16 protein-coding genes are annotated in these 18292 nt (G+C 66.4%); 5 read left to right on the forward strand and 11 right to left on the reverse strand.

The window, feature by feature from the left end:
- Positions 1–162: 162 nt before the first annotated feature.
- The 3 genes from ACLD02_RS00115 (at position 163) to ACLD02_RS00125 (ending at position 3620) form a co-directional block, all read left to right on the forward strand.
- A complete protein-coding gene (locus ACLD02_RS00115; RefSeq protein WP_410297638.1) occupies positions 163–1446 on the forward strand; it encodes a lipase family protein in 1284 nt (427 codons plus the stop codon).
- A 30-nt stretch (positions 1447–1476) separates the two neighbouring features.
- Positions 1477–2553 carry an AbrB family transcriptional regulator gene (locus tag ACLD02_RS00120; RefSeq protein WP_410297639.1) on the forward strand — a complete coding sequence of 359 codons (1077 nt, stop codon included), beginning with the start codon at positions 1477–1479 and terminating at the stop codon, positions 2551–2553.
- 122 nt (positions 2554–2675) lie between these two features.
- On the forward strand, positions 2676–3620 hold the full coding sequence (locus tag ACLD02_RS00125; protein ID WP_203105537.1) for a DegV family protein: 945 nt from the start codon (positions 2676–2678) through the stop codon (positions 3618–3620).
- Positions 3621–3829: 209 nt separating this feature from the next.
- Here the strand turns inward: ACLD02_RS00125 and ACLD02_RS00130 are convergent, their stop codons facing one another.
- The 3 genes from ACLD02_RS00130 to ACLD02_RS00140 all read right to left on the reverse strand — a co-directional run bounded on the left by ACLD02_RS00130 (position 3830) and on the right by ACLD02_RS00140 (position 6794).
- On the reverse strand, positions 3830–4768 hold the full coding sequence (locus tag ACLD02_RS00130) for a helix-turn-helix domain-containing protein (RefSeq protein WP_410297640.1): 939 nt from the start codon (positions 4766–4768) through the stop codon (positions 3830–3832).
- Between the two features lie 192 nt (positions 4769–4960).
- Positions 4961–5773 carry a 2,5-didehydrogluconate reductase DkgB gene (dkgB, locus tag ACLD02_RS00135; protein ID WP_410297641.1) on the reverse strand — a complete coding sequence of 271 codons (813 nt, stop codon included), beginning with the start codon at positions 5771–5773 and terminating at the stop codon, positions 4961–4963.
- 142 nt (positions 5774–5915) lie between these two features.
- Positions 5916–6794 (reverse strand): LysR substrate-binding domain-containing protein, encoded by an 879-nt coding sequence (locus tag ACLD02_RS00140; protein WP_410297642.1) that lies wholly within the window; start codon positions 6792–6794, stop codon positions 5916–5918.
- Positions 6795–6899: 105 nt separating this feature from the next.
- Between ACLD02_RS00140 and ACLD02_RS00145 the strand changes: the two genes are divergently transcribed.
- On the forward strand, positions 6900–8009 hold the full coding sequence (locus ACLD02_RS00145) for an S-(hydroxymethyl)glutathione dehydrogenase/class III alcohol dehydrogenase (RefSeq protein ID WP_410297643.1): 1110 nt from the start codon (positions 6900–6902) through the stop codon (positions 8007–8009).
- Positions 8010–8054: 45 nt separating this feature from the next.
- A complete protein-coding gene (gene fghA, locus ACLD02_RS00150) occupies positions 8055–8912 on the forward strand; it encodes an S-formylglutathione hydrolase (protein ID WP_274380708.1) in 858 nt (285 codons plus the stop codon).
- Positions 8913–9338: 426 nt separating this feature from the next.
- Here fghA and ACLD02_RS00155 read toward each other — a convergent pair whose 3' ends face one another.
- The 8 genes from ACLD02_RS00155 to ACLD02_RS00190 all read right to left on the reverse strand — a co-directional run bounded on the left by ACLD02_RS00155 (position 9339) and on the right by ACLD02_RS00190 (position 18286).
- Entirely contained in the window at positions 9339–10613 is a 1275-nt protein-coding gene (locus ACLD02_RS00155; protein WP_410298619.1) for an MATE family efflux transporter, read from the reverse strand.
- Between the two features lie 186 nt (positions 10614–10799).
- Positions 10800–11891, reverse strand: a complete 1092-nt coding sequence (locus tag ACLD02_RS00160; protein ID WP_410297644.1) for a patatin-like phospholipase family protein — start codon at positions 11889–11891, stop codon at positions 10800–10802.
- A 75-nt stretch (positions 11892–11966) separates the two neighbouring features.
- Complete coding sequence (locus ACLD02_RS00165; protein ID WP_410297645.1) at positions 11967–12752, reverse strand: hypothetical protein; 786 nt, start codon at positions 12750–12752, stop codon at positions 11967–11969.
- Between the two features lie 27 nt (positions 12753–12779).
- Positions 12780–13859 (reverse strand): AI-2E family transporter, encoded by a 1080-nt coding sequence (locus tag ACLD02_RS00170; protein ID WP_410297646.1) that lies wholly within the window; start codon positions 13857–13859, stop codon positions 12780–12782.
- 26 nt (positions 13860–13885) lie between these two features.
- On the reverse strand, positions 13886–14878 hold the full coding sequence (locus ACLD02_RS00175; protein WP_410297647.1) for a calcium/sodium antiporter: 993 nt from the start codon (positions 14876–14878) through the stop codon (positions 13886–13888).
- Between the two features lie 123 nt (positions 14879–15001).
- Positions 15002–15577: a 16S rRNA (guanine(966)-N(2))-methyltransferase RsmD gene (rsmD, locus tag ACLD02_RS00180; RefSeq protein WP_410297648.1), complete on the reverse strand. Its 576-nt coding sequence runs from the start codon at positions 15575–15577 to the stop codon at positions 15002–15004.
- Positions 15552–16967 carry a M16 family metallopeptidase gene (locus tag ACLD02_RS00185; protein WP_410297649.1) on the reverse strand — a complete coding sequence of 472 codons (1416 nt, stop codon included), beginning with the start codon at positions 16965–16967 and terminating at the stop codon, positions 15552–15554. Before ACLD02_RS00185 ends, rsmD begins: the two co-directional genes overlap by 26 nt.
- On the reverse strand, positions 16964–18286 hold the full coding sequence (locus tag ACLD02_RS00190) for a M16 family metallopeptidase (RefSeq protein ID WP_203105526.1): 1323 nt from the start codon (positions 18284–18286) through the stop codon (positions 16964–16966). The genes ACLD02_RS00185 and ACLD02_RS00190 overlap by 4 nt, the downstream gene beginning before the upstream one ends.
- Positions 18287–18292: the final 6 nt, after the last annotated feature.

Raw genomic sequence — 18292 nt, forward strand, 5'->3', positions numbered from 1 at the left:
CGCACAAAAAATGTGTAAATGTTTACAATATTAATCAACCATTGATGCGCCTGATGCATCGAAAAAACGGTTATGTTGATCGATTTAGTACAGATTTCTTCAATGGAATCAGTGGTATATCTTCCATCGATTCATTCACTGCCGTTTTCATGTTGATTGCCCATGACCATTCCAATAACAACCTCCCGGGCCCCACTCCTGATCACTCTGCTGTGCCTGGCCGGGCTCATCGCGATGTCATCCGGCCCGCTGAAGGCCGGCGAACTACCCTCCGGCCCCTCCGCCGGCGACATGGATCTGTCTCCGTTTTATCGCTGGGACGGCGACGTGCCGGCGGCGCCCGGCACCGTGCTGCGCGCCGAGGAGGTTGAGCCCCAGGCCGATATTCCAGCCGCCGCCCATGTTCGCCGGCTGCTCTACAGTGCACCGGATCAGCGCTGGGATTCCGGCCCAGTACCGGTGAGCGCCACCCTCTTTCTGCCCTCCGCTCCGGCACCGGCGGACGGCTGGCCGATACTGGCCTGGGCCCATGGCACCCTGGGCATCGCCGATGTTTGCGCGCCCTCCTGGGCCGGGTTCAAGGGCCGCGACGCCGCCTACATCAACCGCTGGCTGGAACGGGGCTTCGTGGTGGTCGCCACCGACTATCAGGGCCTCGGCGGCCCCGGGCCCCACCCCTATTCGGTGTGGCGGGCGGAAGGGCAATCGGTGCTCGATTCGGTGCGCGCCGCCCTGGCTCTGGAACCACGCCGCCTTGGCAACCGGGTGGTCCTGGCCGGCCAGTCCCAGGGCGGCGGCGCGGCCCTCGGCGCGGCGATCCTGAGCCAGCGACAGGCACCGGAGCTGAATATTCTCGGCGCCGTGATCACGGGGCCCAACAGCACCTTTCCGGACGGCCCGGTGGCGCTGCCGCCACGCCGCTCCATGACCATGTTCCTGGCGTTCGCCACCGGCGGGTTGCGCCCGGATGGCCCGTCCCTGGAGAAAATCCTCACGCCCAAGGGCCTGGCGCTGCTGCGGGTGGCCCGCGCCGGGTGCACCGCCGACATCGCGCGCAAGGCACGGGAACTGGGTGTGGCCTCCTCCGAGGAGCTGCTCACCATCCCTGCTCGGGAGTTGGCCGCCCTGCGGGTACCGACCACCGATATGCCCCAGGCGCGCCTCCCCTTCCCCGTGCTGATCGGCACCGGCCAGGCGGATCGCACCATCACGCCCGAGCGGCAGTATGCCGTGGCGGCGGCACTGTGCGCCGCCGGCAACCGGATCATCTGGCGGCTCTACCCGGGCCTGGGCCACGACGGTGCCCTGCACGGCGCTCTGGACGACGCCTTCCGGTTCGTCGAGGCGCGGCGGGCAGGCGAAACACCGCCGGCCAATTGCGATCGACTGCAACCACCGGGCCCACCCGGCGAACGCGACCCGGACGCGCCTTTCAATCATGATTAAAAACGGCCACGCCGCCACCGGAACCGAACAATGAAAAAAACCGGCTTTCGCACGCTTTCCTTCTGGCTGCTCCTGATTCTTCTTTCCGGAGCCGCCGCCGCTCTGATGCGACGATGGCATCTGCCGGCGGCGTTCATGCTCGGGCCGATGGTGGCCGGCGTGATCATTGCCTTGAGCGGCAGCGGCCTGCGCTTGCACCGCAACTTCACGCTGGGCGCGCAAAGCGTGATGGGTTGCCTGATCGCCGGCTTCATCACCCCCTCCTTGCTGGCGGTGTTCCTGGAGCACTGGCTGCTGCTGATCTCGGTGAACCTGATCGCCATGGCGGCCATCGTGGCATTCAGCATCGTCATCGCGCGGCGTCGCTGGCTGCCCGACACCACCGCCATCTGGGGTCTGTTTCCCGGCGCGGCCTCGGCCATGGTATTGCTTGCCGACACCCATCATTCCGATCCCCGCGTGGTGGCGATGATGCAGTACTCACGGATCGTGCTGGTGTCCGTCGCGTCCATCGCCATGGCCACGCTGCTGGAAAAAAACCACGGAAGCGGCCATGCCGCCGGCGCCGCCCTGCCACTGGCCTGGTCGTTCCACGGCAGCTACCTGCCGATCCTCGCCGGGCTGGCGCTGGCGCTGTTCGGCTTCGCCATCAGCAAGCTCACTGGCAACGGCACCCTGGCGCTTCTGGTTCCCGCCTTCGGCGGCACGCTGCTGCAGGGCAGTGGCCTGCTGACGATCGAGGTGCCGCCGTTCGTGTTCATCCCCGCCTTCACCATGACCGGCTGGTATGTGGGTCTGACCTTCAATCGCGGCGCCATCAAGCACTGCCTGACGCTGCTGCCGATCATGCTGTCCGCGTCAGCGGCGGTGATTACCCTGTGTGGCGTGATCGCGTTCCTGCTGGCCCGGCTGGTGCCGACCATCGATCCGCTGACCGCCTATCTGGCACTCAGCCCCGGCGGCATTGAAACCATCATCATCATTGCCCGGGAAGCGGACGTGATTCTGCCGCTGATTCTCGCTTCGCAGTTTCTACGCCTGCTTATCGTGCTTTCCATCGGCCCCAGGGTAGCCCGGTCGGTGGCTGTCCGGAGCCGGGCGCGATAAGCCACGCCACGAAATTCCGTTAGCGAATTTCGCGACAATATGGCGACAATGTTGCAGGTCACCCTTTTTTCGCTAGACTCAAATGAATTAAAACGGCGCTCGACCGTTGGGGGACCTTAATCATGAGAATCGGTCTGGTGGTGGATTCCGGTTGTGATCTGCCCAAGTCCTTTATCGATGAGCACGGCATTCTGATTCTGCCGGTGGCCATCAAACTGGGCGATCAGGAAATCGTTGACCAGCGCGATCCCGAACGCACCCGCCAGTTCTATGCCACCGAGGCGGCGGACAAGGCCCACGACGCGGTCTCCGTGCCGTTCACCATGGAACAGATCAAGACCCTGTTCCTGGAAAAAGTGGTGGTGGATTTCGACTACGCTCTGGTGCAGACGGTACCGAAAAGCCGCAGCCCGATCTTCGACAACGCCACCGAGGCGTCCCACGCCATCCTTCGCGAGTACAAACCGATTCGCAAGAACGCCGGCGTGGAGGGCCCCTTCGCGCTGCGCGTCACCGACAGCCAGACCCTGTTCGCCGGCCAGGGTGCCCTGGCCGCGGCCACCGCGCGACTGATCCAGTCCGGCATGAAGATCACCGAGATCCGCCAGACCGTGGAAGTGCTGGCCAGCCAGGCCACCGGCTACGCGGTGGTGCCGGATATCTACTACCTGCACAAACGCGCCAAGAAGCGGGGCGACAAGAGCGTCAGTTGGGCCGGCGCGATTCTGGGCAATGCCCTGGATATCAAACCGGTGCTGTGCGCGCGTCAGGACGAGACCTTCCCGGTGGCCAAGCTGCGTGGCTTTGACGCCGGCGTGGAGGCGATCTTCCGTCACGGGGCGCGCTGCATCGAGCGCGGCCTGGCGGCGCCGGTGATCTGCGTGAGCTACGCCGGCGATGAAAGCCGCATTCGTCAAATGCCGGGCTTCGACAAGCTGGCCGCGACGGCCCGGGAGCATGACGTGGCCCTGCTGCTGAGCACCATGGGCCTTACCGGCGCGGTGAACATCGGCCCCGGCGCTCTGAGCCTGGGCATGATCGTCGACGATCCCGCCTTCGAGGGCTGATACCGGAAACGGCTCACCGGAACCCCGCCGCCAGACCCTCCCCCCGGCTGACGTCGGCGGCGGGTTTGAGGTTCCGGCGCCGCTGATCGCCTGCTTCCAGCCCACAACCCGAGTTTACGGCGCGGCGATCAGGCATCATTTTGCAGTGCACACGGTGAGCCGGCTTGCCCGTCCGTCCCCCATTTCTTGTCTCCGTGTCCCCGGAGCGATCAAAGCTGACGCAGCCAATGCTGAAAGGCCGGCCCGCCCGGCGTGGACGCCGGTGAGACGTCGGCGGCCCGGGCTTGCTCGATAACGTCGCTGGGGGTCATGGCGAAGGCACGGCGGAACAGCCGGCAGAAATGGCTCTGACTATCGAAGCCCCAGCGCAGGGCCACGTCCACCACCCGCTCGCCATTGACGGCGGCACGCCGCAGATCCCGGAAGCAACGCTCCAGGCGCTGCTCACGCACATAGGCGGCCACCCCGCCCACCGGCTGGAACAGGCGATACAACCGGCTCCTGGAACAGCCGAACCGATGACAAAGCCTGGCGGGCGACAGGTCTTCATCCAGGTGGGCGCGGATATAGGCGAGCATGGCGTCCAGCCCGACGCCCTCGAGAAGGGGTTCCTCGCCCGCCGACGGCGACACCGGCCCGCCACCGCCCGGGTCGGCGAAGGCTCCGGCCACCGCTCCCACCAGGGTGCGATTGACGCTTTCCAGATCGGCGACGGACAGGGTCGGAAGGGTTTGCCAGACGGAGAGCAGGTGGTGGCTCAGAATGGTCGTCAAAGGCCGGTTCGCGGCCAGTACCCGACCGTGGCGAAGGCGGACCCCGGGCGCCAGCTCGGCAAGCACGTCCCGGGGAATCACCACCGACAACACCCGCGATGAGGGGGCCCGGGTATCCAGGGAGCGGCCCAGATCCAGCAGGCTGATGTCGCCGGCGCCCACGCGCATCGGGCGATCACCGTTGTGCCCCGCATAGCCGCCCCGCTGATAGAACTGCACCAGCCAGTGATCACCCCCGTCCGGGTATTCACGGCCGGCGGGGCGTTGAAACGCCAGGGGCGAAAAACCGCACCAGGCGATGAACACCTCGCGCAGGTCGTAGCTTTCCACCCAGGCGTGAAATTTCCCGGTGGCGGCGGGCACGGAATCGAACAAGGGGCGCACGCTCTCCCGCCAGACCGGGAAGCGGTCCGCTCGGGGAAAGCGCTCAGCGCGAAATACGTCGTGGGACAGACCGGCCTCTTGCCGATCCACCTGCCCGGAACAAACCACCCGCCACCTCCAAAAACCGGAACCCGTTCACAAAACAGGTACCACGGTGGCGGGCGCCGTACAAGCCGGGGCGGCTTAGCGATCCCAGTCCGGGGCGAAATCCGGGTCGGCGATGCGCTCGCCCCGATCCAGACTTTCGATGATCGCCACGTCGTCTTCCTCGATGCTCAGATCCAAGGCCTCCAGATTGGCTTTCAGGTGGGCTTCCTTGGTGGAGGACGGGATCACCACGATGTCCTGCTGGTGCAGCCAGGCCAACACCAACTGAGCCGGCGTGGCGTGGTACTTATCCGCCAGCTTCCCGAGGGTCTCGTCTTCCATCACCTTGCCCACCGCCAGGGGCATGTAGGCGGTGACGGTGAGGCCGGCGCCCTTCACCGCCTCCACCACCCTGCGGTTGGTGAGGAACGGATGCACCTCCACCTGGTTGGTGACCAGGTGCTCGCCGCCGGGCAGACCGCGTGCTTTCTCAAGCTGGGCGACGGTAAAGTTGGACACGCCCACATGCTTGGCCAGGCCGCGTTGTTTGGCCTCCGCCAAGGCGCCGATGTATTCCTCCATGGGCACTTCGTCGCCGGGGCTGGGCCAGTGAATCAACGCCAGATCCACACTGTCGGTGCGCAGCCGGTTGACGCTTTCCTGCAGGCTTTTCAGCAGGTCGTCGTGGCGCAACCGGTCGTGCCAGATCTTGGTGGTCAGGAACACTTCGTCGCGGGGTACGTCATGGGCGTCCAGGGCGGCGCCGACGGTCTCCTCGTTGTCGTACATCTGAGCGGTATCGATGTGGCGGTAGCCCAAATCCAGAGCCTTGTGGATGCTGCCCATCAATTGCTCGCCCTTGAGCCGGAAGGTGCCCAGCCCCAGGGACGGAATGCTTGCCTTAGCCATGTTCGCTCCTTTGCCGTTCGGGTTAATCCGTCAACGGGGTGTACCTGACGGCGAATGGAGTGGGTTTCAAGGTTGATCGCGACTGAAGTCGCTCCTACGGTGCCCATGGCTCGTTGTAGGAGCGACCGGGCGGCGTACCGCTTCAGTCGCGACCCGCCATGGCCTCCACCAGAAAATCCACGAACTGCCGCACCTTCGGCGACAGATGCCGGTGGCGCGGATAGACCACCCACACGGCGGTGTGGCCACAGGCGTACTGGTCCAGCACCGAAATCAGCGAGCCATCGTCGAGCCCGTCGCGCACGTAGTAATCCGGCAGTTGCACCAGGCCCAGCCCCTTGCGGGCCGCGTCCAGCAGCGCCAGGCCGGAATTGGCCCGCCAGTTGCCCTGCACCCGCCAGGTACGGTGCTGGCCGTCCACGTCGAAGGCCCAGTGGTCCATGGAACCGAGCAGACAGTTGTGGCCGCCCAGCTCCCCCAGGGTGTGCGGGCGTGGATGCCGGTCGAAATAGGCCGCCGAGCCGACCACGTACTCGCGACGCTCGCACAGCTTGCGGGCGATCAGCGTGGAATCGGGCAGGGCGCCGGTGCGAATCGCCACGTCGAAGCCCTCGTCGATGATGTCCACCCGCCGGTTGGTGAAGTCCATGCGCACCGACAGCTGTGGGTGGGCGACCAGGAAATCGTTGACCACCGGAGCGATGAATTTCTCGCCGAAGGTGGTGGCGCAGGTCAGCTTGAGCACGCCCTTGGGCTGCTGCTGATAGTCGCTGATGGCGGTGAGCGCTTCCTGGAAGCCGTCGAACAGCTGGGCGCAGTGCTCATAATAGACGGCGCCGGCATCGGTGAGGCCCAGCCGCCGGGTGGTGCGATAGAGAAGCTGGGTGCCCAGTTCCTTTTCCAGCCGCGCCACCAACCGACTGACATGGGAACTGGAAACGCCCAGGGCACGGGCCGCGCCGGCGAAGGATTCGTGCCGCACCACCTCGACAAAGGCCTCGATCCGGTCCCAATGCTGCATTGTTGCTCCTGAGCAATAATCTATTGCGCCATGATGCCTTAATCCGAGCCCCGGCGCTGCTCTACCATGGGCACCAACGCGATATGGACACAAACGGAGAACACCATGAAATCAAGAGCCGCCGTGGCCTGGGAAGCAGGCAAACCGCTGGTCATCGAGGAAATCGACGTGGCCGGCCCCAAGGCCGGCGAAGTGCTGGTCCGGATCGTCGCCACCGGCGTCTGCCACACCGACGCCTACACCTTGTCCGGCAAGGACCCGGAAGGGCTGTTCCCTTCCGTGTTCGGCCATGAGGGCGCCGGCATCGTCGAGGAAGTGGGCGAGGGCGTTACCAGCGTGAAACCCGGCGACCATGTGATCCCGCTGTACACCGCCGAATGCGGCAAGTGCAAGTTCTGCCTGTCCGGCAAGACCAACCTGTGCTCCGCGGTGCGCGCCACCCAGGGCCAGGGCCTGATGCCCGACGGCACCCGCCGTTTCTCCCTGAACGGCAAGGAAATCAACCACTACATGGGCACCAGCACGTTCTCCGAGTACACCGTGGTGTCGGAAGTGTCCCTGGCCAAGGTCAGCAAGGAAGCGCCGCTGGACAAGATCTGCCTGCTCGGCTGCGGCGTCACCACCGGCATCGGCGCGGTGCTCAACACCGCCAAGGTGGAGCCCGGTTCAACGGTGGCGGTGTTCGGCATGGGCGGCATCGGCCTGTCGGTGATCCAGGGTGCGGTGATGGCCAAGGCGGAGCGCATCATCGCCATCGACATCAACGACGACAAGGAGAAGATGGCGCGGCAATTCGGCGCCACCGACTTCATCAACCCGACCAAATACAGCAACTCCATCCAGGAGGTGATCGTCGAGCTCACCGACGGCGGCGTGGATTACTCCTTCGAGTGCATCGGCAACGTCAACGTGATGCGCTCCGCCCTGGAGTGCTGCCACAAGGGCTGGGGCGAATCGATCATCATCGGCGTGGCCGGCGCCGGCGAGGAAATCTCCACCCGCCCGTTCCAGCTGGTCACCGGCCGGGTCTGGAAAGGCTCCGCCTTCGGCGGCGTGAAGGGCCGCACCGAGCTGCCCGGCTACGTGGACCGCTACATGAAGGGCGAGATCAAGATCGACGAGTTCGTCACCCACACCATGCCGCTGGATGACATCAACAAGGCGTTCGATCTGATGCACGAAGGCAAGAGCATCCGCTCCGTGATTCTGTACTGAGGCCGGTTGCTCCGTATCTTTCGAATATGACCCAGGGAGTCACCGATGACGACCTCCAATGAACTGGAACTGGTTTCCGCCAACAAGAGCTTCGGCGGCTGGCTGAAACGCTACAAGCACCACAGCAAGGTGCTGGGCTGCGAGATGGTGTTCGCCATCTTCCTGCCGCCGGCGGCGGAGGAGCATGATGTGCCGCTGCTGTGGTGGCTGTCCGGGCTCACCTGCACCGATGAGAACTTCACCCAGAAGGCCGGCGCCCAGCGGGTGGCGGCGGAGCTGGGGCTGGCGTTCGTGTGCCCGGACACCAGCCCGCGCGGCACCGACCTGCCCGGCGAGCATGACAGCTACGATTTCGGCTCCGGGGCCGGCTTCTACCTGAACGCCGAACAGGCGCCCTGGAACAAGCACTACCGGATGTACGACTACGTTACCGAGGAATTGCCGGCGCTGGTGCACGCGCACTTCCCACTCAACGGCCGCGAGGCGATCAGCGGACACTCCATGGGCGGCCACGGCGCCCTGGTCTGCGCGCTCAAGAACCCGGACCGCTACACCTCGGTGTCCGCGTTCGCGCCGATCGCCAACCCCACCCGGTGCCCCTGGGGCGAGAAAGCATTCGGCGGTTATCTGGGCGACGACCGGGAAAGCTGGAAGCAATGGGACGCCTGCGAGCTGATCGCCGCCGGCGCCCGGGTGGACGAGATCAAGGTGGACCAGGGCGACGCGGACAACTTCTACCAGGACGGGCAGCTACGCCCACAAGCCCTGGAAGCCGCCTGCAAGGACGCCGGCATTCCGCTGACCCTGCGCATGTGCCCGGGCTACGACCACTCCTACTTCTTCATCGCCAGCTTCATCGACGATCACCTGCGCTACCACGCCCACCACCTGCGCAGCGCCTGACCGCTGTTCCTCTCCAGAGGGCCCGCGCCGGGTGACGTCCAGCTGATCGCTGCCGGCCATGCGGCGACCGGTGCGCACCACCACGGTGTCCGAGGGCCAGGCCGGAAAAACGTGGGCATCGTGGCCGCAGGCGTGGGTCACGTGCACCTTGCTGCCGTCATCCAGGGTCACCTGCTTGCGGCTGGCGTAATCCAGATCGGTCTCTTCTTTCAGAGGCAGGCCATCCATGTCGCTGCGGAACATCACCACCGGCCCATCGCCGTTTTTCAGCACCGCCGCCACGCCGGGTGCCAAGGAACAGCCCCCCCATTCAACCGCTGGGACTCCCTGTAGGAGCGGCTTCAGCCGCGATCCGGCGGTGGGGTGATGCTCAAACGCCGAATCGCGGCTAAAGCGGTACGCCGCCCGGCCGATCCTACGGGGGGTCTACAGAGCATCAAGGTGGCGGCGCAGGCCTTTCTTGTAGAAGGTCCAGGCCATGACGCCGGCGAGCAGGTTGCCGGCGCCGGCGCCGATGGCCAGCCCGGTGAGCCCGCCCAGCCAGGCGCCCAGCCATAGCAACGGCAAGTAGCAGGCGAACAGGCGCAGGAAGGAAATCAGCATGGCGCGCATGGGCCAGCCCAGGGCGTTACTGGCCGATACCACCAGCATGCACACGCCGAGCAGCCCGTAGCTGGGCGGCAGGAAGCGGATCAGCTGGGTGAGGGGTTCACGCACCGCCGGGCTGTCCACCAGCAACGCCGCCAGGGGCGCGGCGCACAGCGCCACCAACAACCCCAGCAGCACCTGCCAGATCACCACCATGCGCGCGGCGGCGGCCATCACCCGCTCCACTTCTTCCCAGCGGCCGGCGCCGTAGCAGCGGCCCAGCCAGGGCGGCAGCGCCATGGTCATGCCCAGCACCAGCACGATGGAGAAGCTTTCCAGGCGGCTGGTCAGGCCCCAGGCGGCCACCGCCGATTCCCCCAGCCGCGCCACCAGGCCGGTGGCGAGCATGGCCGCCAGGGGCGGCATCAGCTGGCTGACCATGGCGGGCCCGGCGATGTGGGCGAACGGGCCGGCGGAAACGCGCACTTCCGCCAGCACCTGGTCGAGCTCCAGCCAGCCGCGCCCGCGCAGGAAGAAAGCGGTGACCAGGCCGCCGCTGACGAACGCCGCCAGCGACGCCCAGGCGGCGCCCTCCAGGCCCAGGGCCGGCACCGGCCCGAGGCCGAAGATCAGCAATGGGTCGAGGACCAGGTTCAGCAGGCTGGTGACCATCATCATGGTCCCCGGGAAGCGGGTATTGCCGTGGGCACGGAACAGGCTGTAGCCGAAATACATCATGGCGCTGGCCCAGGAGGCGCACACCTGAATGTTCCAAAACGGCCGGATCACCTCGCGGATGCGCTCGCTGGCGCCGAGCAGGGCGAAGGCCGGGTCCTGCAATGCCCACAACAGGAACAGCAATACCGCCATGACGGCGCCGCCGCCGGTGAGCACCAGCACCCCCAGGCGCCCGGCCCGGTGTTCCTCGCCGGCGCCGATGGCCCGGGAGATCAGGGCGGCGATGGCGATGCCCATGCCCACCTGCACGCCGATGGTGAGAAACACCAGGGGGAAGGTGAACGACTGGGCGGCCAGGGGCTCGGTGCCCAGGCGCGCCACGAAGACGCTGTCGACCAGATTGAAGCCCAGCAGCGACAGGGCGCCCAGGGTCATGGGCCAGGTTTGCTGCCAGATTTGACGGGTCAGGGAGGAATCGGCGTGGCGCACGGAGGCTCCGGCGGATTACGGGAGCGGCAAGCCTAACACAGGAGGGGTGACCGCATGGACGGGGAGCATCGCGACTGAAGTCGCTCCTACAGCCCCCCCTTGGCCTTGTAGGAGCGACTTCAGTCGCGATCATCACAGCGGCGTAAGGCGGTCCGCGAACTTGCCGGTCTCCACCAACTCCAGGAACTCGTCGCCCAGCCGCCGGCTCTCGTCGATGGCCGTGCGCCAGGCCCGCTCGCGGGCCGGGTCGTCGCCCAGGTAGCGCTTGAAGTCGGAGCGGTCCGGCAGCTTGCCGTCCGGCAGCCGCGCCAGGTAATCCGCCGAGGGCGCCACCAGCAGGGTGCGTGACAACCGTCCGGCGTCGCCCTTTCGCCAGCGCAGGGGTTTATCGAACCAGCCGGGGATCACCCGGTCGGTGAAGTGCGGATACAGCACCAGCCCCTCGCTGCGATAGGGCAGGTCCAGGTGGTAATCCAGCAGCCCGCCGTCCCGGTACACGCCGGGCGGCGCGCCGGGGATGTCGCGCACCCCCTCCAACACCATGGGAATGGCGGCGCTGGCCAGCAGTACCGCGCGCAGGTTCTTCACATCCAGGGGAATGGCATGGGTGGTGAAGTCGCGCAGCTCTTCCAGGGGCAGCTCTGGTTCGCCGGTGTAGGCAAGGCCCCGCTCCATGAACGCGCCCAGGGCGCGACGGCTGAGCAGATTGCCGCCGATCACCCCGGCCAGGCCGAGCCCCAGGCCCAGGGGGCGGTCGCCACCAATCGCGCCCCGGCTGCGGATCACCACCACCACCAGCCGGTAATCCGGGTTGGTGAGAATACGGTCGTCGCTGTCGGCGAGCAGGTCCGCCAGCATCTTCTCGCAGCGTCGCGTGACTTCCCGGGGAGTCACGCCCTTGGGAAAACGCTGGGAAGTGTACAGATCGGCCAGCCGCGCCAGCCGGTGAGCGGCGTCGCGACCGTCCCGGGCGCCGGCCACGGCGGCGAACCGCCAGCTGCCGATGGAAGCGCCGATCAGGGTGCGCGGGCGCGGCGCCCGGGGCAGGAAATCGCCGAACACGGCCCGGTCCAGGCCGGCCAGCCCCACCGCCTTGGGGCCGCCGGCGGCGCCGGGCAGGATGTCCACGTCCTCGGCGCGCAGGCCGTGATCAATAAGGTGCTGTCGAGCTTGCGCGCCAGCGCGCAATATCAGCGCCGGCTCGCGGGTATGAATGGCGGGCAAGGCGCTTCCCCCGGCTAACGGACCCGGCCATGCTAACCGCTGGTTCGGGAAACACAATGCCGAACAGGGGCGCCCTCAGTTGCGTTCCTGGGGATGGCAGTAGATCACCAGCTCGTCCTCCGCCTCGCTCTCGCTGAGCGGCGGGTTGAGCGGGTCTTCCACCGCCAGGATCACGTCGTAGGTGCGGGAACCACTCAACGAGCAATCCACGCGGGCAAAGCGCTCCTCCGGGCTGACACCGGTACGGGCGACCACCAGGTTGAGACTGCCTGCATTGGTACTCTGATAATCAGTGGCCTGGCCAAGGCGCAAGCCCGTCTCGAAGTAATTGCCGGTACCCGCGTCGTTGTAGCGCAAGGCGAAACCACTGGCATCCAGATCTTCCGGATCAACCGTATTGATGACCCTGAACCGGGCCCCGGAGTCGACGTCACTGCCATCCTGCTCGAAAACGGCAATATCCGTATTAAAGCCGGTGTCACCGTAGGACACCGCGGTGTAGTTGCTGTTATTGACCAGATCGACGCGAGTACGGAACAAACGACCGCTGCTGTTCTCGCCCACCAACGAAACGCTGTTGTCATCATTATCATCGGCATCATCGATGCGGACCCGAAGTTCCGGCCCTTCATCATCGAGGGAATAACCGATACCGGAAGCACTGTCGCTGTCGTCGTCCCCGGTCAGGGAGACATCCACCGTCAACAGGCTCTGATCGGCGGCGCCGTTGCTGGTGATCTGGTTGTAATAGAACACCGAGGCGTCGGAACGCAGTGAACCGAGGCCGTCGTCATCGTCGTCCCCGCAACTGCTGGCCACGGCGGCGGCCACCACCAGCGGCGTGAAATACAACAGATTCATGATTGTCTCCCCGGGATTCCGTCCCTGTTATTCGTCTCCGGTAGGACCAATGTCCACGTCCGCCGGTTCCGTGTTGAATTCCTGAATGAAGATCTGCCAGAAGGCCACGAACAGGCCCGCCAGCAGCGGTCCCAGGGCGAAACCGGTGATCCCGAACAGCGCCAGCCCGCCGAGGGTGGAGTACAGCACCACATAGTCCGGCAGCTTGGTGTCGCGGCCCACCAGGATCGGCCGGAGCAGGTTGTCCACCAGGCCGATCACCACGGCGCCGAAGGCGGTCAGGATCACCGCCTCGGCGACGTCGCCCACGGCATACAAATACAGCGCCACCGGCAGCCAGATCAAGCTCGCGCCCACCGCCGGGATCAGCGACAGCAGGGCCATGGCCACGCCCCACAGCAGCGCCGCCGGGATGCCCAGTATCCAGAAGATGAGACCGCCCAGGGCGCCCTGCACCGCCGCCACCACCAGATTGCCCTTGATGGTGGCCCGGGTGATTTCGGCGAACTTGTTGAACAGCAGGATCTCCCGGTCGTCGCCCAGGGGCAGCGCGCGGATCAGCATGTTCACCAGCTTGGGCCCGTCGCGCAGCAGGAAGAAAGTGAGATACAGCATCAGGCCCAGATCGATGAAGAACTGGAAGGTGTTCTGGCCCACTGCCAGGGCGCGCTTGCCAAGGAACTGGCCGGCGCTCTTCAGTCCGTTGATCAGCTGCTCGCCCAGATTGCCGAATTCCACGCCGGCGCGCTCCAGCAGGTGGTAGGCGGAGGGAAAACCGGTACGGAAGGCATCGATGTATTTCTGCGGGTCCAGATCGCCCTGCTGCAGCTTCTGGTACATGGCCACGCCCTCGGTGACGAAGGAGGCGGCCACCGCCAGCACCGGAATCACCACCACCACGGTGCAGATCAGCAGCGTGGTCAGCGCCACCAGGTTGGGCCGCCCCGGCCACTTGCGCAGCAGCCTCTGCTGGGCGGGATAGAAAATAAGCGCCACGGCGCAGGCCCAGAAGATGGGCGCGAAGAACGGCTTGAGCACCCACATGAAGGCCACGCTGACCAACAGCAGCAGGGCCAGGAAGGATTTCTGTTCCAGCGGCGCGCGCATTGTTTCTCCTTGTTGGCGGGCCGGCGTCAGCCGCCGGCGCCCGGCGCGGTGACCAGAGTGCTGATCAGATAGCCGGTGTACCCCAGGTAGGCGGCCAGCAGAATCGCGCCTTCAAAACGGTTGATGCGGCCCGTGCCGGCGCCCCGAAAACCGTAGCCGAACACGAACAGGGCCAGAGTGAGCGCCGCCATCACCACCCAGTCGCGGTACAGCACCGCCGGCTCGGTGGGCACCGGCGTGATGGCGCCGGCGATGCCGACCACCGCCAGGGTGTTGAACAGATTCGAGCCTAGCACATTGCCGAGCGCCAGATCGTGCTCGTTCTTGCGCACCGCCGCCAGAGCGGAGGCCAGCTCCGGCAGGGAGGTTCCCACCGCCACCACGGTCAGCCCGATGATCAGATCGCTGACCCCCAGGGATTCGGCGATGAACACCGCCCCCCACACCAGCAACCGGGAACTGACCACCAGCAGCACCAGCCCGGTAACCAGCCAGAACAGCGCCCGGCCCAGAGGAAGAGGCTGCGCCTCCAGTTCACCTTCCACGCCGCCGCCCAAGGGGTCGCCCTGGCCGCTCATGCCCTGATACACGGACCAGCCCATCAGGCCGGCGAACACCACCAGCAACACCGCGGCATCCAGGCCGCTGACCTGGCCGTCGAGCAACTGGTAGCCGGACAGTACGGTAATCACCGCCAGCACCGGCAACTCCCGGCGCAGCACCGTGGATTGCACGGCGATCGGGCTGATGATCGCGGTGACGCCGAGGATCAACGCAATGTTGGTGATGTTGGAGCCGTAGGCATTACCCAGGGCCAGCCCCGGATTGCCGTCCAGGGACGCCAGCGCCGAGACCACCATTTCCGGCGCGGAGGTACCGAAGCCGATCACCAGCATGCCGATCAGCAGGGTCGGCATGCCCGCGTGGCGGGCGGTGGCGGAGGCGCCGTCCACGAACCGGTCGGCGCTCCAGATCAGAATCACCAGGCCGGCGATCACCGCCCCTATGGCAAGACTCAAGATGACCTCCAAAAAACATGCGGCCCGTGGCCGCGATTCAGGATGCAGGATACAGGATGAAGGGAAGGCACCGGCCCATCTGCTGTATCCTTCATCCTGTACCCTGTATCGCGGCGCAAGCCGCTATTGTTTGCGGTAAAGCTCGGCGCGCACATCCCCGCCGTCTTTTTGCCGTATCCGTTCCCAGCCATCCGGCACCGCCGGGGCGTCCGCCTGACGCCGGGACTCCACGTAGATCAGGGCGCCGTCGGCAAGCAGGCCCAGCTCTTCCAGGGCGGCGCAGGCCGGTTCCGCCAGCCCCAGATCATAGGGCGGGTCGATGAACACCAGATCAAAGCGCTCGCTGCTGCGCGGCAGCCACTTGAGGGCGTCCGCGCAGCGCACCCGCACCCGCTCGCCGAACAGCGGCTCCAGTTGCCGGCTCAGGTCGGCGCAGCGCTCGCGCTTGCGCTCCACCAGCACGGCGTGGGCGGCGCCCCGGCTGAGCGCTTCCGCGCCGAGGGCACCGGAGCCGGCGAACAGGTCCAGCACCCGGGCACCGGGCACGTCCGCCTGCAGCCAGTTGAACAGCGTTTCGCGCATGCGATCCGAGGACGGCCGCAGATCGCCGCGCTGATCGACGAAGTGCAGCCGGTGGCCGCGCCGCTCTCCGCCGATGATCCGGATCTGGCCCCTACTGGTCTTGCCCCTGGGTTTCATTCTTCCCGCCTTGTGGCAGACGCGGCGCCTCCGGGCCGATGCTGACGATGGCCAGCCGGTCGGCGTCGAGGGCACGCTGGAACGCCTCGCGAATGTCCACCACCGTGACCGCCTTGACCTGCCGGTTGAAGCGCTGGAGATAATCCAGGGGCAGATCATAGAAGCCGATGGCGCCAAGCTGGCCGATGATATCGCCGTTGTCGGCGGTTTCCAGTGCCCGGCGGCCAAGAATGTTGGCCTTGGCGTTGTCGAGCTGTTCCTGGGTGGGGCCGTTGGCGATGAAGTCACGCAGGATGCCCATGGTCAGCCCCAGGGCCTGGTCGGCGTTGTCGTTGGCGGTCTGCAGCTGCAGGCGGAAGGGCCCGCCGCCGGCCATCGGCTGGAAGTAGCTGGACACACCGTACACATAGCCGTGCTTCTCGCGTACCTCCTGGGTGAGCAGGGAGGCGAAACCGCCACCGCCGAGAATGTAGTTGCCCACATAGAGCGCCGCGTGGTCCGGGTTGCCGCGCCAGGTGGCCTGGCCGCCGATCAGGATGTGGGTCTGGTTGGACGGGAAGGTGAGGTGCTCGGTGACCCGCGCGGCGGGTTTTTCCGCGCGCGGCATCTCCGGCGCCGGGCCGCCTTCGGGCAGTGCCGCGCTGAGCTCGGCGGCGATCGCCTCGGCCCGCTCGCGGCTGACGTCACCCACCAGGGCGATGACCGTGTTGCCGGCGGCGTAATAGCGCTCATGGAAGCGGCGCAGATCTTCCCGGGTAATGCCGGGCAGGCTCTCCAGGGTGCCGGAATCCGCATGGCCGTAGGGGTGATCACCGAATACCACGCGCTGGAAGGCCTTTTCCACCTGCGGGCCGGGCACCTGCTTTTCCATCTTCAGCCCTTGCAGGGCACGGGTACGCAGGCGATCCAGGGCATCCTGGGGGAAAGTGGGCTGGCCGATCACCCGCGCCAGCAGATCCACGGCGTCATCGCGCCAGGCCGGCTTGGACAGGGTGCGCAGGCTGATCACCCCCATGTCCTGATAGCTGCCGGTGGAGAAGCTGGCACCCCGATCCTCGAACCCACGGGCGATGTCGTCCACGCTCAGCCCCTCGGCGCCTTCGCCGATCAGGGCACTGGTCAGGGAGGCCAGGCCGGGCTGGTCGCCGTCACGGGCGCCGCCGGCGTGCATCACCAGGCGCACATCCAGCATCGGCAGCGCCTCGGACGGCACGAACAGCACCTTGGCGCCCTGATCGGTTTGCCAGGACTGAATCGCCAGCTCCGGCGCCGCCGGTTCCGCCTGGCTTACCTGCCGGGCGCTGGTGGGAAACCCGGCGCAACCGGCCAGAGCCAGAGTGCAGAGCGCCGCGACGACCATCTTCAGGGGACTGTGGGCTGCCATCTTCATTGCTGCTCCTCCGGAATCACATGGGCCACGGCGCGGCGTTCGGCCACCAGCCAGTCACGGGCCGCCTGTTGCACCTGTTCGGGGGTCACCTTCGCCAGGTTGTCGTCGAACTGCTCGGCCAGGCGCCAATCCACGCCCAGCACCGACAGGCGGCCCAGCTCCATGGCCTGGCCCATCACCGAATCACGCTGATAGACCTGGCCGGCCAACACCCCGGCACGCACCCGGTCCATCTCCTCGGCGCTGGGGGGCTGTTCAGCGATCTTGCGCACTTCCTTCTCGAACGCGGCCTCCAGGTCATCCAGGCTGACGCCCGGGTTCGGGGAAGCGCTGAAGGTAAAGGTGCCGTTGCCGCGCTGCAGGCCGTCGTAACCGGCGCCGGCGCCGGCGGCCAGGCGCTGGCCGCGCACCAGATTGCTTTCCACGCGGGCACTGAGGCCACCGTCCAGCACGCCACCGAGCATGGTCAAAGCGTAGAAGGTAGCCGGGTCCTCGGCGGTGGTCAGGGAGGGCACGTTATAAAGCATGTAGAGCGCCGGCACCCGCACCGGCAGCCGCAAGGTCATGCGCCGCTCGCCAGCGGGCGGATTCAGCGTCGGCTCCGGACGCGGCGGGGTCTCGCCGGCGGCGATGGCGCCGAAGAACTTTTCCACCAGGGGCCGGGCCTCGGCCTCGGTGACATCACCGGCGATCACCAGGGTGGCGTTGCCGGGCACATAAAAGCGTCGGTACCAGCTGCGCGCCTGCTCCGGCTTGAGCTGGGCAAGCTGGTCCCGCCAGCCGATGATCGGGTGAGCATAGCCGGTGCCGGGCCGCGCCACCGCCTGGAATTTCTCCCAGGCCAGGGCGGTGGGCTTGTCGTCGGTGCGCTGGCGCCGCTCTTCCATCACCACCTGCAGCTCGCGCTGGAAGTCCTCGTCCTCGATGCGCAGGTTCTTGAGCCGCTCGGCTTCCAGTTCCAAGGCCAGCGGCAGCCGCGAGGCCTCGTACTGCTGGTAATAGGCGGTGAAATCAAAGCTGGTGAAGGCGTTGTCGCTGCCGCCGAAGCGCGCCACGGTGCGCGAGAATTCACCGGGGGCCAGATGCTTGCTGTTGCGGAACATCATGTGCTCAAGCAGATGGGCGACGCCGGTTTCGTAGGGCGCCTCGTCGATGCTGCCGGCCTTGAACCAGATCATCACGGTGACCACCGGAGCGCGATGATCCTCGCGCACCAGCACGTCCAGGCCGTTATCGAGCTGGAATTCATGGGTGGGCAGGTCCGCCCGCGCGGTCACCGCGACCAGGCTCAACGCCAGGGCGATCCACAGTTTTTTCATGCGTTT

Source organism: Alloalcanivorax sp. C16-2 (genome assembly GCF_046507615.1).
In the GTDB taxonomy this organism is placed as follows: domain Bacteria; phylum Pseudomonadota; class Gammaproteobacteria; order Pseudomonadales; family Alcanivoracaceae; genus Alloalcanivorax; species Alloalcanivorax marinus_A.